This is a genomic window from Nordella sp. HKS 07 (assembly GCF_011046735.1).
GTDB lineage: Bacteria > Pseudomonadota > Alphaproteobacteria > Rhizobiales > Aestuariivirgaceae > Taklimakanibacter.
Genome location: NZ_CP049258.1, coordinates 5,320,906 through 5,341,220 on the forward strand (window position 1 = coordinate 5,320,906; position 20,315 = coordinate 5,341,220).

The 20,315-nt window shown below is 63.4% G+C and carries 18 protein-coding genes, 1 pseudogene and 1 riboswitch; of the genes and pseudogenes, 12 read left to right on the forward strand and 7 right to left on the reverse strand.

The window, feature by feature from the left end:
- The first annotated feature begins 72 nt into the window (after positions 1 to 72).
- Positions 73 to 429 carry a hypothetical protein gene (locus G5V57_RS25030; RefSeq protein ID WP_165170468.1) on the forward strand — a complete coding sequence of 119 codons (357 nt, stop codon included), beginning with the start codon at positions 73 to 75 and terminating at the stop codon, positions 427 to 429.
- A gap of 28 nt (positions 430 to 457) precedes the next feature.
- Here G5V57_RS25030 and G5V57_RS25035 read toward each other — a convergent pair whose 3' ends face one another.
- The 4 genes from G5V57_RS25035 to G5V57_RS25050 form a co-directional block, all read right to left on the reverse strand.
- Complete coding sequence (locus G5V57_RS25035) at positions 458 to 1,237, reverse strand: M15 family metallopeptidase (protein ID WP_165170470.1); 780 nt, start codon at positions 1,235 to 1,237, stop codon at positions 458 to 460.
- A complete protein-coding gene (locus G5V57_RS25040; protein ID WP_165170472.1) occupies positions 1,234 to 2,568 on the reverse strand; it encodes a YARHG domain-containing protein in 1,335 nt (444 codons plus the stop codon). Before G5V57_RS25040 ends, G5V57_RS25035 begins: the two co-directional genes overlap by 4 nt.
- Before the next feature lie 2 nt (positions 2,569 to 2,570).
- The gene (locus tag G5V57_RS25045; protein ID WP_165170474.1) at positions 2,571 to 4,994 is read right to left on the reverse strand and encodes an FAD-dependent oxidoreductase; all 2,424 of its coding nucleotides are present in this window, start codon (positions 4,992 to 4,994) and stop codon (positions 2,571 to 2,573) included.
- 157 nt (positions 4,995 to 5,151) lie between these two features.
- On the reverse strand, positions 5,152 to 5,916 hold the full coding sequence (locus G5V57_RS25050; protein WP_246737355.1) for an RNA methyltransferase: 765 nt from the start codon (positions 5,914 to 5,916) through the stop codon (positions 5,152 to 5,154).
- A 110-nt stretch (positions 5,917 to 6,026) separates the two neighbouring features.
- Between G5V57_RS25050 and G5V57_RS25055 the strand changes: the two genes are divergently transcribed.
- The 7 genes and pseudogenes from G5V57_RS25055 to thiE all read left to right on the forward strand — a co-directional run bounded on the left by G5V57_RS25055 (position 6,027) and on the right by thiE (position 14,020).
- On the forward strand, positions 6,027 to 8,117 hold the full coding sequence (locus tag G5V57_RS25055; protein WP_165170476.1) for a molybdopterin-dependent oxidoreductase: 2,091 nt from the start codon (positions 6,027 to 6,029) through the stop codon (positions 8,115 to 8,117).
- A gap of 748 nt (positions 8,118 to 8,865) precedes the next feature.
- Complete coding sequence (locus G5V57_RS25060; protein WP_165170478.1) at positions 8,866 to 9,135, forward strand: hypothetical protein; 270 nt, start codon at positions 8,866 to 8,868, stop codon at positions 9,133 to 9,135.
- On the forward strand, positions 9,132 to 9,620 hold the full coding sequence (locus tag G5V57_RS25065) for a hypothetical protein (protein WP_165170480.1): 489 nt from the start codon (positions 9,132 to 9,134) through the stop codon (positions 9,618 to 9,620). The genes G5V57_RS25060 and G5V57_RS25065 overlap by 4 nt, the downstream gene beginning before the upstream one ends.
- A 110-nt stretch (positions 9,621 to 9,730) precedes the next feature.
- Positions 9,731 to 10,444: a YafY family protein gene (locus tag G5V57_RS25070; RefSeq protein WP_165170482.1), complete on the forward strand. Its 714-nt coding sequence runs from the start codon at positions 9,731 to 9,733 to the stop codon at positions 10,442 to 10,444.
- Between the two features lie 62 nt (positions 10,445 to 10,506).
- Positions 10,507 to 10,640, forward strand: a riboswitch (TPP riboswitch).
- A 90-nt stretch (positions 10,641 to 10,730) separates the two neighbouring features.
- Positions 10,731 to 12,555 (forward strand): annotated as a pseudogene (thiC, locus tag G5V57_RS25075) (phosphomethylpyrimidine synthase ThiC).
- Positions 12,552 to 13,349, forward strand: coding sequence for a hydroxyethylthiazole kinase (thiM, locus tag G5V57_RS25080; protein WP_165170484.1), 798 nt, complete (start codon positions 12,552 to 12,554; stop codon positions 13,347 to 13,349). Before thiC ends, thiM begins: the two are co-directional and overlap by 4 nt.
- Positions 13,346 to 14,020, forward strand: coding sequence for a thiamine phosphate synthase (gene thiE / locus G5V57_RS25085; protein WP_165170486.1), 675 nt, complete (start codon positions 13,346 to 13,348; stop codon positions 14,018 to 14,020). Before thiM ends, thiE begins: the two co-directional genes overlap by 4 nt.
- On the opposite strand, the gene thiD is transcribed toward thiE, so the two are convergent.
- The 3 genes from thiD to purM all read right to left on the reverse strand — a co-directional run bounded on the left by thiD (position 13,962) and on the right by purM (position 16,623).
- Positions 13,962 to 14,765: a bifunctional hydroxymethylpyrimidine kinase/phosphomethylpyrimidine kinase gene (gene thiD, locus G5V57_RS25090; protein ID WP_165170488.1), complete on the reverse strand. Its 804-nt coding sequence runs from the start codon at positions 14,763 to 14,765 to the stop codon at positions 13,962 to 13,964. The two genes, thiE and thiD, sit on opposite strands and share 59 nt — an antisense overlap.
- Positions 14,766 to 14,896: 131 nt before the next feature.
- A complete protein-coding gene (gene purN / locus G5V57_RS25095; RefSeq protein ID WP_165170490.1) occupies positions 14,897 to 15,541 on the reverse strand; it encodes a phosphoribosylglycinamide formyltransferase in 645 nt (214 codons plus the stop codon).
- On the reverse strand, positions 15,541 to 16,623 hold the full coding sequence (gene purM / locus G5V57_RS25100; RefSeq protein WP_165170492.1) for a phosphoribosylformylglycinamidine cyclo-ligase: 1,083 nt from the start codon (positions 16,621 to 16,623) through the stop codon (positions 15,541 to 15,543). The genes purN and purM overlap by 1 nt, the downstream gene beginning before the upstream one ends.
- Positions 16,624 to 16,766: 143 nt before the next feature.
- On the opposite strand from purM, the gene G5V57_RS25105 reads away from it, so the two are divergent.
- Genes G5V57_RS25105 through G5V57_RS25120 form a run of 4 tightly spaced genes read left to right on the forward strand, consistent with a single transcriptional unit; the run spans position 16,767 to position 20,310 of the window.
- Positions 16,767 to 17,891 carry a DUF2066 domain-containing protein gene (locus tag G5V57_RS25105; RefSeq protein ID WP_165170494.1) on the forward strand — a complete coding sequence of 375 codons (1,125 nt, stop codon included), beginning with the start codon at positions 16,767 to 16,769 and terminating at the stop codon, positions 17,889 to 17,891.
- Positions 17,892 to 17,933: 42 nt separating this feature from the next.
- Complete coding sequence (locus tag G5V57_RS25110) at positions 17,934 to 18,488, forward strand: CDP-alcohol phosphatidyltransferase family protein (protein ID WP_165170496.1); 555 nt, start codon at positions 17,934 to 17,936, stop codon at positions 18,486 to 18,488.
- Complete coding sequence (locus G5V57_RS25115; RefSeq protein ID WP_165170497.1) at positions 18,485 to 19,606, forward strand: AI-2E family transporter; 1,122 nt, start codon at positions 18,485 to 18,487, stop codon at positions 19,604 to 19,606. Before G5V57_RS25110 ends, G5V57_RS25115 begins: the two co-directional genes overlap by 4 nt.
- A complete protein-coding gene (locus tag G5V57_RS25120) occupies positions 19,606 to 20,310 on the forward strand; it encodes a chromosomal replication initiator DnaA (RefSeq protein WP_165170499.1) in 705 nt (234 codons plus the stop codon). The genes G5V57_RS25115 and G5V57_RS25120 overlap by 1 nt, the downstream gene beginning before the upstream one ends.
- Positions 20,311 to 20,315: the final 5 nt, after the last annotated feature.

Here is a 20,315-nt window from a genome sequence, read left to right on the forward strand (position 1 = left end):
CTGTTTTGGGGAAGCGGGCATACTATATCATGGGAAGGGACGGTTGGGCCCCTCTACAGGGAGGACCGCGCGATGACAATGCGGATCGCCGCAATCCTGCTTTGCCTCTGGATTAGCCCGGCATGGGCCGTCGAGAGCAGCGGTGGACCTGTCCGTACCATGCTCACCCTCTCCAGCCAGACAGTCGATGTCGAAGTGACCTGGCTGCAGACTGGCGGCGTGGTGCAACTCAAGATCGTCTCCACCGAGCCGGTTCCGGAGGATAAGCGCGACGACGTGCTTCAGGCGGCGCGCCAGCTTCTCCGCGCCAGCCCCGGCGGCAGCAACAGGGTGATTATTTCGGACACTGGCAAGCTGGTCGGCAGCTTCCGACTGACCGGCTGGCAGAAGCCATTTACGGCGAATGACCTGACGCTCGGAAAGCCGTGATTTAGCGCGTTATGAGAAAGGCGATTCCCTAGCGCGCCAGGAGTTCCGGCCGGTATTCGAAATGCATCGTGTCGAAATGATACCACCGGCCGCCCCAGATGAAGCCGTGGCGTTCAAAGACATCGACGATCTCCGCCGGAATCCGGTTGGTCCAGGTGACCTTCCTGTCCTTGCCGGCTTTGCTCCAGCGCCAGTAATTGGCGAAATCGGTATTGAGATCGATCGACGCCCCATAGGCATGCGTGGACAGGCGCGTGGTGCCGGCGATCGCCCGGCAATTGAAGGTGCCGGCCGAAGGGGCCAGGTACTTTTGCATCGCCTTGGGGAGCTTCTCGAGATCGCGCGACACCGCCTCCAATGCCTTGTCGACGCCCTGGCGGGTGGTGATCAGAACGCTGCCGCCGAACCACGGGACCCTGCGCATCTTGAGCGCCGCCGCACCCTGGCGGCAGTCACCATAGATCTCGCGGAAGAGGCTTTCGACGCGCACGCGCCCCGGATCGGCATTGAAAGCGGGCGCCGCCGGCTTGGCATGGGCAGGATAGGGAAAGGCGAACATGTCGTCGATATCGGGCTCGTCCAGGAGCTCGTCGAAGCTCTTGTCGCGGCGGCCATCGGAGATCGGGATCGTGGCGCCCGATTTCAGTGTCAGCTTTGTCTTGTCGTAATCCAGGATCACATCCGGGTAGGCGCGCTTGAGCCGGGCGAGATGATCGGCGAGGCCAGATGGAGGCGCGCCATAGGTCGCCTCGGCGGACGCGCCTGAGACCGCCAGGCAGAGGAGCAGGGCTGCAATGGGAAACTTCACTTCGCCTTTTCGAACTTCTGGATCAGCTCGACATTTTTGGCTTCGATAAAAGTGAGCTCGACCTCGCCATATTGCGGCCGGTACCAGTCGAACTGCTTGAAGTAGGCTGAGACTTCCTTGCGCACGAATTTACGCCCGCGCCGTGCATAGATCTCATTGCGGGCATTGCGCAGCTGCGCCTTGTCGAGGGCTTTGAGCTCCTGAGCCGTCAGGAGACGGCGGTCCGAATCGGCGAACAGAAAGCCCGCCTGTGGCGCCGACTGGTTCATCTCGAACTGCCGGATCAGCGCGACATTCTTCTTTTCGACCGCATTGATCTTGGGCTCGTAGCTCGTGCCCTGATACCAGCTGAACTTCTCGAAATGCGCGCGCAGCGACGGATCGTTGAAGATGCGGCCATTGCGGGCGAAGATCTCGTTGCGGGCGAGCCGCAGCGTCGCGGCGTCTTTGCCTTCGAGATCGGCGGGGCTCAGCAGTTCCTCGCTCGATTGCGGGAAGATCACGCCGATATCGGCATCGGGCTCGGGCGGTGTCAGGTCGATCACCTTGCCGGGCGAAATCAATGGTGCCGCGGCGGCAGCCGTAAAATAGAAGCTCTTGGTCAGCGAATTCTCGAGCCATACCGTCTGGCGCCCCTCGGTCCGCTCGCGCACATGCAGGCTCACCGCCCGCATGACATCGGCCAGTTCCTCATTGACCTTAGCCATGTTGTCGAGCAGGCCCTCGGCAAAGGGGCTGTGATTGCCGCTGCCGTCGAGCGCCACCATGCCCTGCGCGGTCGAGAAGGCGATGAGCATGTCCTGGCTGCGCGCTTCGGTCTCTTCGGGCTTCTCGATCACCGTGGCGCCGCGGCTTTCGAGCGGGTTGTTGCGGCAGGCATCGAAAAGCAGCATCTTCACATTCGCATGCGTGCTGGAAAGAGTCTGCAGCATGCGGTCGGTGGCGAGCGCCTCCTTGTCGATCTCGTCGAAATTACTCATCGAGAAGTCGGTCGGCAGCATGAAGCTGCGGCCGTTGATCATGGCGCCATGGCCGGCATAGTAGATGATGGCCGCCTCCGCGGCGATGCCTTCCGGCACGAATTCGTCCAGCGCCTTCTGTGCGGTAGCGAGATCGCTGTCCATGACGATAGTGACGGTGAAGCCGAGTTCGGACAGGCTTTTGGCGACGGCGCGCGCATCGGCCACCGGGTTGCGCAATTCATAACCCGGCCGGTAGGCGGAATTGCCGATGACCAGAGCGATGCGCTGTGTGGCGTCCGCATAGGCCGACATCGCGCTCAGGAGCGCGACCGCCAATCCTGCGATTTTAAGCCGCCGTCCGAATGCCATCCCTATCCCTTTAGCCGGGAGTTGGTCTCGTCCCAAGCTGGTTCGCCTATAATCTGGGCTTTTTTCCGCTCGCCAAGCAAGAGGATTTCGAAGTTCTCGCCGGCCCTGGCGAGCTTCGGATCGACATAGGCGAAGGCCAGCGATTTCTTGACCGCAAAGCCATAGGCCCCCGAGGTGGTGAGCCCGACGACCTTGCCGTTCTGATACACCGGCTCGTTGCCGCGGCAGTCATTGTCGCCCGCCTCGACCGCCATGTAAGCGAGCTTGATCCGCTCGCCGCGCTGCTTGAGCGAAAGGCTCGCGGCGCGGCCGATGAAGTCCTCCTTGTCGAGGCGGATGAAGCGCTCCATCGCACCTTCGAACATGTCGATCTCGCTGGTGAGCTCCGAGCCCCAGCCGCGATAGGCTTTTTCCATGCGCAGCGAGTTCATCGCGTAGGTTCCGAAGAGCCGGATGCCGTGCGGGGCGCCGGCCTTCATCAGAGCGTCGAAGACCTTCGGCATGTCCGCCATCGGCGTGTGCAGTTCCCAGCCGAGCTCGCCCACATAGTTGACACGGAGCGCCCTGACGCCCTTGACGCCGGCCACTTCGATCTCCTGGGCGGTGAGCCAGCGGAAGGCGGCATTGCCGAGATCAGCCTTGGTACACTCTGCGAGCACCTCGCGCGCATGCGGGCCGGCGAGCACCAGCACGCCGTAATCGTCGGTCACGTCCTTGATCTCGACGCGTTCGCCGGGCTTGAGCCGCCAGCTCAGCTGATCGAAATCATAAAGCTGGGCCGCGGCGGCGGAGAGGACATAGAACCTGTCGTCGCCGAGCCGCGTGACCGTCAACTCGGATTCGATGAAGCCATTGTCATTCAGGAGGTGCCCCAGGATGATGCCGCCGGTCTTGGCCGGGATCTTGTTGGCGCAGATGCGCTCGAGAAAGGCATAGGCATCGGGACCCGTCACCTCGAATTTGGCGAAGGTCGAGAGATCCATGAGGCCGACCTTCTCGCGCACCGCCAGCGCCTCCGACTTGACCGCTTCCCACCAGTTGGAGCGGCGATAGGAGAAGTCCTCTCCCTTGCCGGACTTGTCATACCAGCGGGCGCGCTCCCAGCCGAATATTTGAGCGAACTGCGCGCCCTCGGACTTGAGCTTCTCATGCAGCGAGGACTTGCGCAGATTCCGCCCGACCTCGTGCTGCTCGGCCGGCTTGTAGCAATAATACATGTGGTGATAGTCGGTGATCGACACTTCGGTCGTGTAATCCTTGGTCGCCCAATTGCCGAAGCGGCGCGGGTCGAATTCGCGCATGTTGATCTCGGCCTGGCCATGCACCATCCACTGCGCCAGATATTTGCCCGCGCCGCCGCCCTGGCAGATGCCGATCGAGGCGCCGCAATGCATCCAGTAGTTCTTGGGACCATGCGCGGGCCCCGAGAGATAGACGCCGTCCGGCGTGTGGGTGATGGCGCCGGAAATGATGGATTTGAGGCCGGCCTTGGCGAAGAGGGGCAGGCGCTCGGTGGCGCGCTCGAGCCAGGGCGTCAGGCGGTCGAGCTCCGGCGCCACGAGCTCGCTTTCGAAATCCCAGGCCGGCGGCTTACCGTCCCAGCAGACATGCGCCGTCTCGGTCTCGTACGGCCCGATGAGGATGCCGTTGGTCTCCTCGCGCAGATAGGAATGCGAATAGGGATCGCGCACCACCGGCAGCTCCATCTCGAGATCGATGAGTTCCTGCAGGGGTTCGGTGATCATGTAGTGGTGCAGCATGTTGGCGATCGGCACATTGTGTCCGGTCCACGAGCCGACCACGTCGCAATAGGAGCCGGCCGAGTTCACCACATGCTCAGCTGTGATGTTGCCCTTGTCGGTGATCACCTGCCATTCGCCGGTCTTCAGCAGCTTGATGTCGGTCACCTGCGTGCGCCGGTAGATCTCGGCGCCGAGCTTGCGCGCCCCCGCCGCCATTGCATTGGTCACGTCCGCCGGCGCCACGTGGCCGTCGGTCACGGTGCGGAAGGCCGCCTTGAGGCCGAAGGTCTCGAGATAGGGGTGGTATTTCTTGATCTCGTCGGGGCCGATGATTTCGCCCTGGTAGCCGGCGAGCTTCGAGATGCCCTCGACATATTTGAGCCAGTTGAGCTCTTCTTCGGTCTGGGCGAGGCGCAAGCCGCCGCAGCCATGCCACGAGACGGCCTGGCCGGTGAGCGCCTCGAGCTTCGGATAGAGCTCGGTGCCGTAGACATGCACCTTGGTCATGTTCAGCGAGCCGTTGAAATGCGGGCACTGGCCGGCGGCATGCCAGGTCGAACCGGAGGTGAGCTCGCCCTTTTCGATGAGGACGATGTCGGTCCAGCCTTCGAGGGCCAAATGATAGAGAAGGCCGACCCCCATGATGCCGCCGCCCACAATCACCACCCGCGCATGCGATTTCATACGAACCCTCCTGAAGACCACTCAGAAATTAGTCTCGCGTCCGGCCAGTCGGCAAGACCGGTGATCGGTGTTCACCGACTTCTTACGGAAAACAAGGGTGATTTTGGATTATGGCGGTGAACAGGATTCACCTCCAGATTGTTCACCAGGGCCGGAGTTACTTCAGCTCCGCCCGTCTGATCTCATAGAGCAGCAGCGCCGAGGCGGTTGCAACATTGAGCGATTCCGCCTGGCCCGGCATGGGTATGCGCACCGCCACATTGGCCTTGGCGGCAAGTCCGGATGAAAGGCCGCTGCCTTCGCTGCCCATGAGCAGCAGCGTCGGGCGCTGATAGGCGCGGCGGAAATCGAGATCAGCGTCGGCCGCGGTGGCGACGATCTCGCCTTGCCATTCATCGAGCGCCGCGGCGAACCTGGCCGTCGGCAGGCGGGCCAGGGTGATGCCGAACAGGGAGCCCATGGTGGCGCGCACCGTTTCGGGCGAGAAGGGATCGCACGTATCGCCGACAAGGACGACATGGCGCACCCCCACGGCATCGGCGGTGCGGATGATGGTGCCGAGATTGCCGGGATCGCGGATGTCCTCGAGCGCCAGGACGATGTCCGCCCCGGCGTTGAAGGGCGACAGGAGAGCGGACTGCTTGAACACGCCGATCAGGCCGGAGGGGTTGTTCTGGGCGCTGAGTCTCGCCATCACCGCCTCCGACACGCGGATGTCGCGCGTCTGGCCCCAATCCTGCGGGCCCGTGACGGAAATGACCATGTCAGGTGAGATGCCGCCGGTCCGCGCCCGCTCGAGAGCGCGCACGCCTTCGGCGACGAACAATCCGGTTTCCTGGCGGTGCTTCTTCTGGTCCAAAGCGCGGATGGTTTTGATCGTCGGGTTCTGCGCGCTGGTGATGATCTCGGGCATCATAGTCATGTGGCCCGGGATGCCGGAAAAGCGGGCGCCCCCTTGATGGCCGTTACCCCGGATTGTCCCATTGAATTGTCACCCTAAACATTCGGAATCGGTTGGTCTAAGCTACCATCATGAACATCCGCCCCAATATCAAGACCGGCCGGTCGGTCTGCCCGCATGATTGTCCCTCCGCTTGCGCCCTCGAGGTCGAACTGCTCGACGAACACACGATCGGGCGGGTGCGTGGATCGAAGGACAATTCCTACACGCTGGGCGTCATCTGCGAGAAGGTCGGGCGCTATGCCGAGCGCATACATCATCCCGATCGGCTGCTTCACCCCTTGAAGCGCAAGGGTGCCAAGGGCGAGGGCGAATGGCAGCGGCTCTCCTGGGACGATGCGATGGGCGAGGTGGTGGAGGCCTTTCTGAAGGCTGAGGCACGCTACGGCGCCCAGTCGGTCTGGCCCTATTATTATGCCGGCACCATGGGGCTGGTGATGCGCGATGGCATCAACCGACTGCGCCATGTGAAGAAATATTCCGGCATGTACGACACGTTCTGTGTCGCCTTGTCCTGGCCCGGCTATCTCGCGGGCTGCGGCCGCATGACCGGTTCCGATCCGCGCGAGATGCAGAAGTCGGACCTGATCGTGATCTGGGGCACCAATCCGGTGAACACCCAGGTCAATGTGATGACTCACGCAGCCCTCGCGCGCAAGACGCGCGGCGCCAAGATCGCCTGCGTCGATGTCTATGATACCGGCACGATGAAGCAGGCGGATGTGAAGATGATCATCCGTCCGGGCACCGATGGCGCGCTCGCCTGCGCCGTCATGCATGTGCTGTTCCGTGATGGCTTTGCCGATCGCGCCTATCTCGAAAAATACACCGATGTGCCGCGCGAATTCGAGGCCCATGTGAAGTCGCGTTCGCCCGAATGGGCGGCCGCCATTTGCGGCTGTCCGGCGAACGAGATCGAAGCCTTCGCCCGGCTCATCGGCGAGACGCAGCGCACGTACCTGCGCATCGGCTATGGCTTCACGCGCTCGCGCAACGGGTCGGTCAACATGCATGCGGTGACGGCGATCGCCGCGGTGACCGGCGCCTGGCAATATGAGGGAGGCGGCGCCTTCCATTCCAACAGCGGCATGTACAAATGGAACAAGACGCTGATCGAGGGCCTCGACTGCCGCGACCCCTCCATCCGCCAGCTCGATCAGTGCCGCATCGGCCCGGTGCTGCTCAACGATCCCTATGACCTGGCGGGTGGGCCGCCGGTCACCGCGATGATCGTGCAGAACACCAATCCGGCCTCGGTGGCACCCGACCAGACCAAGGTCCGGCAAGGCCTCATGCGTGACGACCTGTTTGTCTGCGTCCATGAGCAGTTCATGACCGAGACGTCACAGCTCGCCGATATCGTGCTGCCGGCGACGATGTTCCTCGAGCATGACGACATCTATCAGGGCGGCGGCCATCAGCACATCATGCTAGGCGCCAAGCTGGTCGAACCGCCGGGCGAATGCCGCAACAATCACGAGGTCATCTCCGACCTTGCAGGCCGCGTCGGGGCGGAGCATCAGGGCTTCGGCATGACGCCGCGCGAGCTTATCGATTGGACGCTCACGAACTCGAACCGGCCGGATCTGCAGACCCTCGAGCAGGACACCTGGATCGACGTGCAGCAGGATTTCGAGAGCGCGCATTTCCTCGACGGCTTTGGCCATCCGGACGGCAAGTTCCGCTTCAAGCCGGACTGGCAGGCGGCGCGCTTCAAGGCGGGGATCGGGCCTTACGGTCCCGTCGACGACATGCCGAAAATGCCCGATCACTGGGCCGTCATCGAGGAGGCCACCGAGACCTATCCCTTCCGGCTGGCGACCAGCCCGGCGCGCACCTTCCTCAATTCCACCTTCAACGAGACACCGTCGTCGCGCAAAAGGGAGGGACGGCCGACAGTCTTCGTCCACCCCGATGATCTGGCGGCGCAAGGCCTCAAGGACGGTGACAAGGTGAGGCTCGGCAGCGCCCGCGGCGTGGTGACTTTGCACGCCAAGGTCATGGACGGCATCCGCCGGGGCGTCCTCATCGCGGAATCGATATGGCCCAATGAGGCCTTCGAGGACGGCAAGGGCATCAACACGCTCACCGGTTGCGACCAGCCGGCGCCCGCCGCCGGCGGCGCTTTCCATGACAACCGGGTCTGGATGAAGCCCGCCTGAGCCGCCAGCGCAAAATGAACCGCGGATGAACGGGCCGGTCAGCCTGTGCTCAGAAAGAACAGGGTATCTACAGCGTAACTTCGGCGATTAGATCACGATCACTTCAGACCGGTTCGGTCTGAAGTGATGAACGTGATCGAAATCTTAAGTTTGGCGCGTGATCGGACGGAAAACCGGTATCCACTTTTCCTGATCACGCGCCAGCTGCTTGAGAGAGGAATGTGTTATGACCCGCCAAGCTGTGGGAGTGAGGAGTAATTGAATCAAAGACTTAGTCTCAGAGTCTAAACCTTTGAAAAGAATCATTTTCCCAAAACGAGAATCGGCACACATTCCCGCCATGACCTTCCGCCGCGCTACATTACCCACCCAGTGGTTTCTCATCATGGCCGTCCTGCTTTTGGCGGCGACTGTGGCTCCCATCGCCATGCTGACCTTCCTGGTCTGATTTTCCGAAGCGCCTTGACGCGGTAACGACCGTACCGGACCGGCGCGGCGCGCGGGGCCTTCCCCTTGGTCCAACTATCATCGTAGTCAAAATCACGGGATGATCTCTCTGACACTTTCGTCGGAGGAGGTCATGAACGCGTTTCACTCTTCGATCTGCCTAGATCACGATGAGTTTGGGTTGAAACAACCCAAACTCATAAACGTGATCGATTCTTATTTGTTGGCGCGGGATTCTTGCGAAAAACCGGTGCCCACTTTTTCGCATCCCGCGCTAGCGAGATCGAGAAGGTGAAGTGAGATGCGCCGGCGTCTTGGTATGAATTTGCTGTTCACCGGGGCTGCTGCCTCCGTTGCCGGCCTCATCGGCGGCCTCGGCATGATGTTTCACTATTTCTATGTGACGCCGGCCGCCGCGTGCCTCACCGCCTTTGCCCGCTTGGGCGTGTTCGAGGTGTGGCCGTGGCTTCTCCCCTTGCTCATTTTTGAAACGGCCGCTCTGCTTCATGCGGGAGCGGGCATTCTCATGGTGAGGGGTTCCCCCCTCTCTTCAGTCAGGAGGCACCTATGACGCAGGTCAAGCTTGGTGGCCAGTTCATCCGCTGTGGCTTCTGGCTTCTGTTGCTCGGGCTTCTGATGAGCTTCGGCATGGTGCTGCATTATGTCGTCGGTGCCCAATATCCGACCGGCGATGCGTTCCTCAAGAATGTGACGCTCTGGTACGCCTGTCCCTGGACTCTTTCGACCGCCGTCGTGCTCGGCGGATCACTGGGGATGATCGTCATCGGCGTCGTCTATGCCATGGTCGGAAGCCAGGATGCCGGCGGAGGAGAATCGGCACTTCCGATCTGTGTAGTTGCGCTCGTCGCGATCTTCCTGACCGGCTATGCCGGGTACTTTGCCGTCGATGCCATGTGGCCGTCCTTCTATTATTCGCCAATCACCGCAGGAAAGAATGTGTGGCTATTCATGCAACTCGGCTGCATGGTTCTTTACGCCATCGGCGTTCTCATTGCTTTCAAGGGGATACGCCGGGCGAGTTACGCGCTCGTCTGACATCGCCGGAGGCAGTTTTACTTATGGGCAAGTCGTCTGAGTGATCAAGGGATGGCGCTCCTGCCAGTCTCCTGACATAATCTGTCAGCAACATGAGCTAGGTTCTGGCCATGAGACGCGCTGACCGACTTCTTCAAGTGCTGCAGATCCTGCGCCGCCACCGGCGCCCGGTGACCGGTGATGCCATGGCCGAGGAACTGGAAGTGTCGCTGCGCACCGTCTATCGCGACATCAATTCCCTGGTCGGCCAGGGCGTGCCGATCAGGGGCGAGGCCGGCATCGGCTATGTGCTGGGCGAGGGCTACGACATGCCCCCCTTGATGTTCACGGCGGACGAGCTCGAGGCGGTGATGCTTGGCTTGCGCTGGGTGACACGGCGCGGCGATGGGCAGCTGTCGCGGGCGGCGCGCGATTCCGTCGCCAAGATCGGCGCCGTTCTGCCGGAAGGCTTGCGGCCCTTCCTGTTCGACGCCGGCCTCGTCGTGGCGCCGCGCGACGAGCGCACCGTCGATGCCGTAGATGTCGCGGCCTTGCGCAGCGCCATCCGCGAGAGCCGCAAAGTATCGATCCAGTATCGCGACGAGATCGATCGCTACACCGAGCGCACCATCTGGCCGATCGGCATCGTTTATTACGAAGCGACCCGCAACATCATCGCCTGGTGCGAACTGCGCACGGCCTTCCGCCATTTTCGCACCGACCGCATCGCCCAGGTCGACATCCTGAAGGACCGTTACCCCAAGCGCCGCAAGGCGCTGCTCAAGGAATGGCAGGATGAGCTGCGTGCCGACATGGAGAGACCCGATCTCGACGTGTTCCTCTAACAACATGACGGAAAGTCACAGGCGCTTGGCTTGACAAACGCCGCCGCTGCACGCACCCTGGCCACCTTCACCAGGGGGGCTCCGACAAGGAGCTGAGAGGCTGCTGGCGAAGGCCGATATCCGGCCGGAACAGCGCAGCGACCCGTTGAACCTGATCCAGTTAACACTGGCGTAGGGACGGTGCGGGCGCTTGCGGCTCTTCGTGGCCACCATTCCTTCCAAGGGCGCCATCTCATCATTCCGGGTCAGAGCTGGGTCTCCAAAGCGAACGCGAAGGAGTCTCACCATGACGATACAAACTTCCAAGTTTCCTGAAGTGCCCACGGTCACGCAAGGGTCGCTGCCGGCCTCGGCCAAGATCTACATACCGGGCCGCCTCTATCCCGATCTGCGTGTGCCGATGCGCGAGATCGCGCTGCATCCGACCGCCGGCGAGCCGCCGGTCGCCGTCTATGATTCCTCTGGTCCCTATAGCGATCCTGAAGTTCAGATCGTCATTGAGCGCGGCCTGCCGCGCATCCGTGCCCGCTGGATCGAGGAACGCGGCGATGTCGCGGCCTATGCCGGGCGCGAGGTCCGACCAGAAGACAATGGCGCGGTCGGCGCAAGCCACCTGACGCCGGAATTCCCGGTCCGTCACCGGCCGTTGAAGGCGATGAACGGCAAAGCGGTGACGCAGCTGGCCTATGCGCGCGCCGGCATCGTCACCCCCGAGATGGAATTCGTGGCGATCCGCGAAAATCTCGGTCGCGAGCGCGCCCGCACCGCGATGGAGCGTGACGGCGAGGATTTCCGCGCCGCGATCCCCGATTTCGTGACGCCGGAATTCGTGCGCGACGAGATCGCGCGGGGAAGGGCGATCATTCCCGCCAATATCAATCATCCCGAGGCCGAGCCGATGATCATCGGCCGCAACTTCCTGGTGAAGATCAATGCCAATATCGGCAATTCGGCCGTCACCTCATCGATGGCGGAAGAGGTCGAGAAGATGGTCTGGGCGACGCGCTGGGGCGCCGACACGGTGATGGACCTCTCCACCGGCCGCAACATCCACAATATCCGCGACTGGATCATCCGCAACGCGCCGGTGCCGATCGGCACCGTACCCCTCTATCAGGCGCTCGAGAAAGTGGCGGGTGTCGCTGAAGACCTCACCTGGGAGGTCTATCGCGACACGCTGATCGAGCAGGCCGAGCAGGGCGTCGACTATTTCACCATCCACGCCGGTGTGCGGCTGCATCACATTCCGCTCACCGTCAGCCGGGTCACCGGCATCGTGTCGCGCGGCGGCTCGATCATGGCCAAGTGGTGCCTGCACCATCACCGCGAAAGCTTCCTGTACGAGCATTTCGAAGACATCTGCGACATCATGCGGGCCTATGACGTCTCCTTCTCATTGGGCGACGGCCTGCGTCCGGGCTCGATCGCCGACGCCAATGACCGGGCGCAATTCGCCGAACTGGAGACCTTGGGCGAATTGACGAAGATCGCCTGGGCGAAGGACTGCCAGGTGATGATCGAGGGCCCCGGTCATGTGCCGATGCACAAGATCAAAGCCAACATGGACAAGCAACTCGAGATCTGCGGCGAGGCGCCTTTCTATACCCTGGGTCCGCTCACCACCGATATCGCGCCGGGCTATGACCACATCACATCGGGCATTGGCGCGGCGATGATCGGCTGGTTCGGCACCGCGATGCTCTGCTACGTGACGCCCAAGGAGCATCTGGGTCTTCCCGATCGCGACGACGTCAAAATCGGCGTCATCACCTACAAGATCGCGGCACACGCCGCCGATCTCGCCAAGGAGCCATCCGGCGGCGCGGATCAGGGACGATGCCTTGTCGCGGGCCCGCTTCGAGTTCCGCTGGGAGGACCAGTTCAATCTCTCGCTCGATCCCGAGACGGCACGCTCATTCCACGACGAGACGTTGCCCAAGGAGGCGCATAAGGTGGCGCATTTCTGCTCCATGTGCGGACCAAAATTCTGCTCGATGCGCATATCGCAGGACATCCAGGCGGAAGCGCAGAGGCTGGGCCTCGCAGCCATGGCGGAGAAGTACCGCGAAGTGGGCGATCTCTATGTGCCGGTCGGCGAGGACTCCCAATGATGACCATGCCCGGAACGTTGCTCGCCAAGCTGCGCGAGAGGCCGCCGCTCGTCCAATGTATCACCAACTATGTCGCGATGAATATCGCGGCCAATGTGATGCTGGCGGCCGGCGCCTCGCCCGCCATGGTCCATGCGGCGGAAGAGGCCGGCGAATTCGCCGGCCTTGCCTCAGCACTCACCGTCAATATCGGCACCTTGTCGCCGGACTGGCTCGCCGGCATGAGAACGGCAGTCGCGGCCGCCCATGAGAAGTCGATACCCTGGGTCCTTGATCCGGTGGCGCATTTCGCGACTTCATTCCGCCGCAACGCAGTGGAGCAGTTGCTCGCGCTGCGTCCCACAATCATCCGGGCGAATGCGTCGGAGATCATCGCGCTGGCGGGCGGCGCGAGCGCCGGCCAGGGCGTCGACAGCCGCGATCCGGTCGAGCAGGCCGAAGCGGCGGCGGTGGTGCTTGCGGGTCAACACGGCGCGGTCGTCGCGGTCACCGGTGCGGTCGATTTCGTAACCGACGGGCGGCAATCGATGCGTATTGCCGGCGGCTCGTCCCTGATGCCCAAGGTGACGGCGCTCGGCTGTGCGCTCACTTGCCTGGTCGGCGCCTTCGCGGCGACGTCACCGCGTGAACCCCTGGCGGCGACGGTCGCCGCCTTGGCCTGTTTCGGCGTGGCGGGCGAGGCGGCGGCGCGACAGGCGGAAGGGCCGGGGTCGTTCGCCTGGCGCTTCCTCGACGCATTGGCGGCCCTCGATCCCGCTACCCTCGATGCTGAGGCGAAGGTGGCGGCGGCATGAGACCTTTCGATCTTTCCGTCTATCTCGTGCTCGACCCGGTCCTCTGCCGCGATCTGTCGATGGTCGAGACCACGCGCGCCGCCGTTGCGGGCGGTGTCACCATGGTGCAGCTGCGTGACAAGGATGCCGGTACCGCCCGTATGATCGAGACGGGGCGCGCGCTCCTGGCCGTCCTGGCGGGGACAGGCGTGTCGCTCATCGTCAATGACGACGTCGAGGCCGCCATCGCCATCGCGGCCGATGGCCTGCATGTGGGTCAGGAGGACATGCCCGCGGCCGCGGCTCGACATCTGATCGGACCCGATAAAATTCTCGGCCTTTCGATCGAGACGCCGGACGCCGCGCGCGCCGTGGCCGATGCTCCGGTCGACTATGTCGGCATCGGGCCGGTCTTCGCCACCCCGACCAAGGCCGACCACAAGCAGCCCATCGGATTTGGCGGCCTCGCCGAGCTTGTCGCTTTATGCCGGCTTCCGGCGGTGGCGATCGGCGGGCTCAAGGCCGAGCACGCCGCGCCGGTGATCACGGCGGGAGCGGACGGGCTCGCCGTGGTGTCGGCCATTTGCGGGAGGTTCGATCCGCGCGCCGAGGCCCAGCGGATCGCTGAAGCCGTCAGGACCGCCAGAGCGCGTAGAAATGGTGGAGCGGCCCATGACCGTGCCCGACGGTGAGCTCAGCGCTGGCGGCGAGCGCGCCAGACAGATAGTCCTTGGCGCGCCGCACGCTTTCCTCCATCCCGTGGCGGGGAAGGAGAGCGGCAATCGCGGCTGAGAGCGTGCAGCCGGTGCCATGATCGTTCTTTGTCACCACGCGCGGTGCAGAAAACTCGACATGGCCGCCACCACCGAGCAGAATGTCGGTGCTCTCGGAGGAACCTTCGAGATGGCCACCTTTGAGCAGGACCCACTCCGGGCCGAGCCGGTGGAGAGTCTCGGCGCGCGCCCGCATTTCCGCCAAGGTCCAGTCGGGCTCGGCGCCGAGCAGCACGGCGGCTTCCGGCAGATTGGGCGTGATCAGCGTCGACAGCGGCACGAGCATGTCGCGAATGGCCGCGATCGCGTCCGGGCGCAACAGATGATGGCCGCTCTTGGCGATCATGACGGGATCGAGCACGATATTGCGCGCGCCATGGTGCTTCAGCCTTTGCGCGATCGTCTCGACGATGGCCGCCGTCGCCACCATGCCGATCTTGACCGCATCGACGCGGACATCCTCGAACACGGCGTCGATCTGCTCGGCTATGAAGCCGGGCTCCAGAGTGACGAAGGAGCGCACGCCTTGCGTGTTCTGTGCCACGACCGCGGTGATGGCGGCCATGCCATAGGCGCCCTGCGCCGCGAAGGCTTTCAGATCGGCCTGGATGCCGGCCCCGCCGGTCGGATCGGTGCCGGCGATGCTCAGGACATTGGGGATCATGCGGCGCTCGCGTTGAAACTAGCGCGTGATCAGGAAAAGTGGGTACCGGTTTTCCGTCCGATCACGCGCTAAACTAAAGATCCCGATCACGTATATCACTTCAGGTCGATTCGACCTGAAGTGATCGTGATCTAGGGGATGGTGAGAGGGATATGCAGGCCGGGCTTCGCGGCGACCAGCGTCTCGCCCTCGACGCGCACCGCGCCCGATGCCACCACAGCGAGGGCGCGCGGATAGATCTTGTGCTCGGCATCGAGCACGCGCGCCGCCAGGGTCTCCGGCGTGTCGCTCTTGAGCACGGGCACCGAGGCCTGGGCGATGAGGGGACCGCTGTCGACGTCGCTTCTCACGAAATGCACGCTGCAGCCATGGCGCGTGACCTTGTCCGCCAGCGCCCGTTCATGCGTGTGGAGGCCTTTATAGGCAGGAAGCAGGGACGGGTGGATATTGATCATCCGGTCGCGCCAGCGCTGGACGAAGCCTTCCGTCATGATTCGCATGAAACCGGCGCAGGCGACAAGCTCGGCACCGTGGCGTTTGAGCGCCGCATCGAGCTCAGCGTCGAAGGCCTCGCGTGATGCATGCGCCTTGTGGTCGACGACTTCCGTGGCGATGCCTTCCGCTTTGGCGAAATCGAGACCGGATGCCGATGCGCGGTTGGAGATGACGACCACGATCTCGGCCGGAAAGGCAGGATCCCGTGCCGCCTTGACCAGAGCCTGCATGTTCGAGCCCCGGCCGGAAATGAGAATCCCAGTCTTCTTCCGCGCGCCCATCAGAGCACGAGTCTGCCGCTTGATCTGACCTGCTCCTCGCTACCCTGGCGCTCGGCGATCACGCCCAGGGTCACCACGTCTTCACCCTGGGCTTTGAGGAGGCGCGTCACCTCATCGGCACTTTCAGCCGTGACGACGCAGATCATGCCGATGCCGCAGTTGAAGGTGCGCAGCATCTCTCTTTCGCTGATATTGCCGACATGCCGCAGCCAGCCGAAGACCTTCGGACAGGGGATCTGCGCCAGGTCGATCTCCGCCACCGTATGGGCCGGCAGTACGCGCGGGATATTTTCGAGGAAGCCGCCGCCGGTGATATGGGCGAGCGCCTTGATGCCGGCCGACACCTTGAGGGCGGCGAGCACCGGCTTGACATAGATTCGGGTGGGCGTGAGCAGCGCCTCGCCCAGGCTCTTATCGGGAGCGAAGGGGGCCTTGTCGCCGTAGCGCAGGCCGCTCACTTCGACCAGGCGGCGGATCAGCGAATAGCCGTTCGAATGCGGGCCCGACGAGGCGAGGCCCAATATGACGTCACCCGCACCGACATCGGGCTTGGGCAGGATGTCCTCGCGCTCGACGGCGCCGACCGCAAAGCCCGCGAGGTCATAGTCGCCGCCATGATACATGCCGGGCATTTCGGCGGTCTCGCCGCCGATGAGGGCGCAGCCGGCCTGCCGGCAGCCTTCGGCGATGCCGGCGATGACATCGCGCGCCTCGCCCACCCGGAGCTTGCCGGTGGCGAAATAGTCGAGGAAGAACAGGGGCTCGGCACCCTGCACGATGAGATCGTTCACCGACATGGCGACCAGGTCGATGCCGACGCTCGCGTGCAGGCCGGAATCGATGGCGATGCGCAGTTTGGTGCCGACCCCGTCATTGGCGGCGACCAGGACCGGGTCCTTGAAACCGCAGGCCTTGAGGTCGAAAAGGCCGCCAAAGCCGCCCAGCGCCGAATCGGTGCCGGTCCGCGCCGTCGCCTTGGCGAGCGGCTTGATCGCCTCGACCAAAGCGTTGCCGGCCGAAATGTCAACGCCGGCGTCGGCGTAGGAAATGCCATTATGGCCGTCTTGTTTGCCTGCGCCCATGCCGCTAGTTTGCCTCAATGATCTAGGATTTCTGCTGTGATCCGGGGTGCCGGGGCTGAATAGCCCGAACGGTGCGCCAGATAAAGCGCTCAATTGGGCCGAATCGCCCGAATGCGCCGAGGCGGGCAGATGGAGTTTTATGTATGACGTGCCGTTCCAGGGGCCTGTTTGGGGCATTCCTGATATTGCTTATCTTTGCCGCACCGCTGAAGGCCTGGGCCGTGGCGCCGGTCGAGACCGGCCTGTTCTCGGTGACCGGCGTTGAGGTCGATGTCACCGACAAGGATGCCGCCACAGCGCGCACCCGCGCCATCATCGAGGCGCAGGTCAAGGCTTTCTATCAACTGGTCGCGAGACTAGGCTCGGCCGAGGCGGCCAAGCGCCTTGAAGGCATGGATGCCCGAGACATCGGCCGCATGCTGCGCTCCCTGAGCATCGAGGAGGAGCGTTCGGGCCCTGGCCGCTATATCGGCAAGCTCACCGTGCGCTTCCTGCCCGGCAAGATCCGCGAGCTGCTGGGCCGTTACGGCATCGAAGTGGTCGAGGACCAGGCGCCGCCGCTCGTCGTCCTGCCCTTGTGGAAAGGACCGACGGGGCTGGTGCTGTGGGAGGACAATCTCTGGCGCAAGGCCTGGCTCGATCTCAAGGCGGAACAGTCCTTGGTGCCGATCATCGTTCCGCTCGGCGATCTTCAGGATACCTCGGCCATCACCCCGGAAGAGGCGGCCGCGGGTGATGCGATCAAGCTCGAAAGTCTGATGATCCGCTACCAGGCCAAGAGCATTCTCGTCGCGATGGCCGAGCCCGATCCGTCGGGTGGCATCCGCGCTGTGATGCAAGGGGACTCGGCCCTGGGAGCGATCAATTTCGACAAGGTGTACACCGCGGAGGACGGCACGCTCGAGGCTGCCGCCGCCACCGCGGCCCGGCGCTTCGATGACGTGATGCTGGAGAAGTGGCGCTCGGTTCGCCTCAAGGTCGCCGCCGAGGCGCGCGCCCGCGCCGAGGCCGAGCAGCAAACGGCACGCACCTCGCAGTCCATGCCCGTCGCCGTGCCGTTTTCCGGAATACATCAATGGAACGGAATCCGCGCCCGGCTCCTGGCGACCCAAGGCGTCATCGGGGTCGATGTCTCGACCATCGCCGAGAATGGCGCCGTCATCCAGCTCGTTTTCGTGGATTCCGTCCAGGACCTCCAGCAGGCGTTGTCGGGCAGTGGCCTGAGGCTCGTGCAGGCGGGCGGGACATGGGTGCTGCAACCGTTGTAAGATGACACCAGCAACCACCATCGCCACCATCGTCATTTTCGCATGAATCTGCCGAATATCATCACCATCGGCCGGATACTGCTGGTGCCGGTCACCATCTGGCTGATCGTCGCCGGCCAGTTCGGCTTCGCATTCCTGGTCTTCATCATCGCCGGTGTCGGTGACGGCATCGACGGCTATATTGCGCGCCGCTATCAGATGAAGACGCAGCTCGGCGCCTATCTCGATCCGCTCGCCGACAAGCTGCTGCTGGTGTCGATCTATGTCTCGCTGGGCTTTCTGCAACATATGCCGGCCTGGCTGGTCATCCTCGTCGCTTCGCGCGACGTGCTGATCGTCGGCGCGGTGATCCTGTCCTGGATATTGGACAAGCCGCTCAAGATGCAGCCGCTCATTACCAGCAAGATCAACACCGCCGCCCAGATCGCCTTCGCCGGCGGGGTGCTCGCGGTTCTCGCCTGGATGTCGGACGCGACCTGGTTCCTCAATATCGGCAGCGCCGTCGTTGCATTCCTCACCGTCGCCTCAGCCGCCCTTTACATGCGCGCATGGGCCCGTCATATGGCCAATGGAACGAATATGAAGGATGCGCCATGACATTGCGGAGGCAAGTGACCTTCTGGGCCGTGGCGCTGGCCGTGGTCATCCTGGCGCTGTGGCTGCTCGGCGATATCATGCTGCCCTTCATCGCCGGGCTCGTCCTCGCTTACTTTCTCGACCCCGTTGCCGACGCGCTCGAACGCCTCGGCATGCCGCGACTCGCGGCGACCCTGTTCATCCTCATTTCGAGCATCGTCGTCATCGTCGTCCTGCTTCTGCTGCTCTTGCCGGTGCTGGGCGACCAGATCGCACGGTTTTCCTCCAACTTGCCGGGCTATGTGCTGGCGCTCGTCAAGCTTTTCGACGAACTCGCCCCGCTGTGGCTGAAGGAAATGCTGGCTTCCTCGGGCACCAATCTGCCGGCCTCGCTCTCCGATCTCGCCGGTAAAGCGGCCGGCTGGATCGGCGCCATCCTCACCTCGATCCTGTCGGGGAGCCTGGCGCTCGTCAACGTCCTCTCCCTCCTGGTCGTTACCCCGATCGTCGCTTTCTACATGCTCAATGACTGGGACCGCATGGTCGAGAAGGTCGACGGCTGGCTGCCACGCGAGCATCTCGAGACGATCAGGGCGCTCGCCCGCCAGATGGACGAGGCTATGGCGGGCTTCATCCGCGGCCAGGGCACCGTGTGCCTCCTGCTTGGCGTCTTCTACGCCGTGGCGCTGTCCTTTGCCGGGCTCAATTTCGGACTGCTGATCGGGCTTGGTGCCGGGCTCCTGAGCTTCATTCCCTATGTCGGTTCCATCGTCGGGGGCGTGCTCGCCATCGGCATGGCGCTCATTCAATTCTGGCCCGACTGGGTGTCGATCATCATGATCGTCGCCATCTTCGCCTTCGGCCAGTTCGTCGAGGGTAACTTCCTGTCGCCCAACCTGGTGGGGAACCGCATCGGCCTCCACCCCGTCTGGCTGATGTTCGCGCTCTTCGCCTTTGGTTATTTCTTCGGCTTTGTCGGCCTGCTGCTCGCCGTGCCGCTCGCCGCCGCGGCCGGCGTCCTGGTCCGTTTCGCCCTCCAGCAGTATCTCAAGAGTTCGTACTATCTCGGTGTTCCGACTCGGGAAAATCCGGCCGGACCGAACCTGGCCGAGCCCAAGCGGCGGGGGCCGTCGAAATAATGGCCGGGGAAGGCCGCCAGCTCGCGTTCGACCTGCCGCATCGCCCTGCCACCGGGCGCGATGACTTCCTGGTCACGCCTTCCAATGCGAAGGCGGTGGCCCTCATCGATCTGTGGCCGAACTGGCCCTCCCATGTCCTGATCCTTCTGGGACCACCCGGGAGCGGCAAATCCCATCTCGCCGCCGTGTGGCGTGAAATGACCGGCGCCAGGACGATCGTTCCCGCCGAGATCAGCAAGGCCGCTGTGCCGGAACTCCTGGAGAAGGGGGCCCTGGTCATCGAAGACGCCCCCGGTGCCGGCCTGGACGAGGCTGGTTTCTTTCACCTCCTGAATCTCGCCCGCGAGCAGAAGGCCCAAATTCTGGTAACCGCTCGTCAGGCGCCCGTCGGATGGGGCGTGGCGCTGCCCGACCTGATGTCCAGGCTCAAGGCCGCGCCCACCGCGCAATTGGGGGCCCCCGACGACGAACTGCTGCGCGGGGTGCTGGTCAAGCTTTTCGCCGACCGCCAGATCGCCGTGGACGAGGCTACCGTGAGCTACCTCCTGTCGCGCATGCCGCGGGAACTCGACGCTGCCCGCACCCTTGTCGCCGAAATCGACCGCCGGGCGCTCGAGGAACGGGCCGAGGTCACCCGGAATTTTGTCGCGCGGGTGCTTCAGGATATAACCTCTCCAGGGCTCTTCGCCGAGGATGACGGTTAACGATT